This is a genomic window from Oleiphilus sp. HI0079, from assembly GCF_001635105.1.
On the sequence record NZ_LWFT01000665.1, the window covers coordinates 1 to 1,907 of the forward strand.

Annotated in this window: 3 protein-coding genes; 1 reads left to right on the forward strand and 2 read right to left on the reverse strand. The window is 47.0% G+C overall.

Annotation, left to right across the window (positions count from 1 at the left end):
* Positions 1-614, reverse strand: a 614-nt coding sequence (locus tag A3750_RS12005) for a hypothetical protein (protein WP_156498545.1), incomplete at its 3' end; no start/stop codon positions are given.
* Positions 615-827: 213 nt separating this feature from the next.
* Between A3750_RS12005 and A3750_RS12010 the strand changes: the two genes are divergently transcribed.
* A complete protein-coding gene (locus A3750_RS12010) occupies positions 828-1,316 on the forward strand; it encodes a DnaJ domain-containing protein (RefSeq protein WP_068453909.1) in 489 nt (162 codons plus the stop codon).
* A 31-nt stretch (positions 1,317-1,347) separates the two neighbouring features.
* Here the strand turns inward: A3750_RS12010 and A3750_RS12015 are convergent.
* The coding region (locus tag A3750_RS12015) for an exodeoxyribonuclease VII large subunit (protein ID WP_156498546.1) at positions 1,348-1,907 on the reverse strand (560 nt) is incomplete at its 5' end.

The following is a 1,907-nucleotide window of genomic DNA, read 5'->3' on the forward strand; positions in this document are numbered from 1 at the left end:
TCGAGCTCTATGGCGCGTTCTTCGGCGATCAGATTGTTCGAAATGGCTTGCCAGTAATCATGCTCTGCCGATGCTGACGCTACGTGGATGTAGATCCATGATGCCACAATCAGTCCAGCGTAGAGGTAGGATAAAGGGCTCGCATTCCAAAGAAAGAATAGAATGCTTGGTAAAAAAAGTAAGCATGGGTAGTAGATGCGTATTGTTCTAGAGATACTGAGGGTGCTAGTGCCGCCCATAGCAAATGCTGCCAACACGATTATAATCGGCGCTTGCACGCTAGAGAGACCATTATCATAGAACACCCATGCACTCATTACTCCCCAGTGCAACGCACCGAGCAAAATGCTAGCGACCAGGATGCCTTCAAGCTTTGCGACATTGTCTTTGTCGACTTTGCTGCGAAATAAAAGGTGCGTTAGTCGGATGAAAAAGAATGCGATGATCAAGCCGCTATTAATATGAAAAAACAGCGTGCTTTGTTCGTATATATCGAGCGCAAAAGCGATCGCAAACCAAACTGTGGCATAGATGAAAATGCCTGGCTTTGCACGATTTGTTAAATCGTTGAATGCCCGGATCCGAAGCAAACTGTAATAGTCGGTATTGCTCATGTTATTGGGAGGCACCTCGCAGGCTTGTCATACCATGTCACGTTGCTATCTGGCATGGACAGAACATAGGTAGAGCCGCAGAGTGTTATCGGGCTCCATGTATAGCTCAATTTTAGCACATCATCCATATACCGTATCGAAATAGCTTGATATGTGAACGCGCGCCCATATCATACGGACTAACACTTCGTTTTCTTGCTAGGTTGTTTGTCTATGCTTCAGCTATTGGTTCCCCTGATCGCGATCCTAAGCGTTTTATGGTTTTTTGGGGCGTACAGAAAAGGAACGCCCGCTGCTCGAAAGAGGCTTGTTGCTTGGTTCTTTTTTGCGGTGTTACTCCTCGCGGTTGTATTTTTGACCGTCACAGGGCGCTTACATTTCATTGCCGCGATTGTGACAGCGTTGTTGCCTTTCGTTAAAAAAATGACCCCTTTGTTGCGCTATGTTCCATTGCTCAGACGCTTCGTTAAACAGCAAAAAAATTCTGCTAATCAATCAGAAGGCGCCGAATCTGTGAATTCCCAAAACAGCAACATGAGCAAAGCTCAGGCACATGAGATTTTGGGCGTAAAGCCGGGAGCTAGCGCACAAGAGATTATTGATGCACATAAAAAATTAATGCAGAAATGTCACCCCGATCGAGGTGGAAACGATTATCTGGCTGCTCAGATCAATCAGGCGAAAGACACGCTCTTGTCTTGATTGTGCAGATCTATTGTTTTGCGTGTTTTGGTTAGCACCGTTTTTGGTTTGATAAGACCTCAAGGTTAATCGAGCCGTCTTGCACGCGTGCTTCAACTGTGTCACCCGGATGTACCATCTCGCATGAATCAATCGCCTTACCTTTGTCGTTTAACAGCACGCTATAGCCACGCTCCATCGTCGCCAGAGGGCTGACAAGATTAAGTTTGTTCGCAGCAAGGCTAAATTGATGTTGGCTGCGAGTTAGGTGTGTATTGACCAACTCATTGCTGCGGGCAAAGATTCGCGCACAGTGGTTTTTGGCTTGCTCGATCTGCGACTGAGGATGGAATCTGTCTAAACGTGCTTGGCGACTTGATAGCTTGGACAAGTGTTGCTGCATGCCAAGCTGGATGAGTTGCTCCAGGGCCTTGCTGAGACTTTCAGCTCTTTGTGCTTTGATCTCCAGCGCTTTACCCGGATGCTGTACTCTTTTTTGATGGGCTTGCAGCTTGTTCTGCGCTCGATCGATGGTGTTGCGGAGAAGAAAAGTTAGGCGGCGCTGCTGGTCATCTAGTTTCTGGCTAAGTTCAAATTGGTCCGGGGTAATGT

What these genes read in the sequence shown, in the direction of transcription:
- A3750_RS12010 (WP_068453909.1), top strand. Translation starts at nt 828, where the DNA reads ATGCTTCAGCTATTGGTTCCCCTGATCGCGATCCTAAGCGTTTTATGG.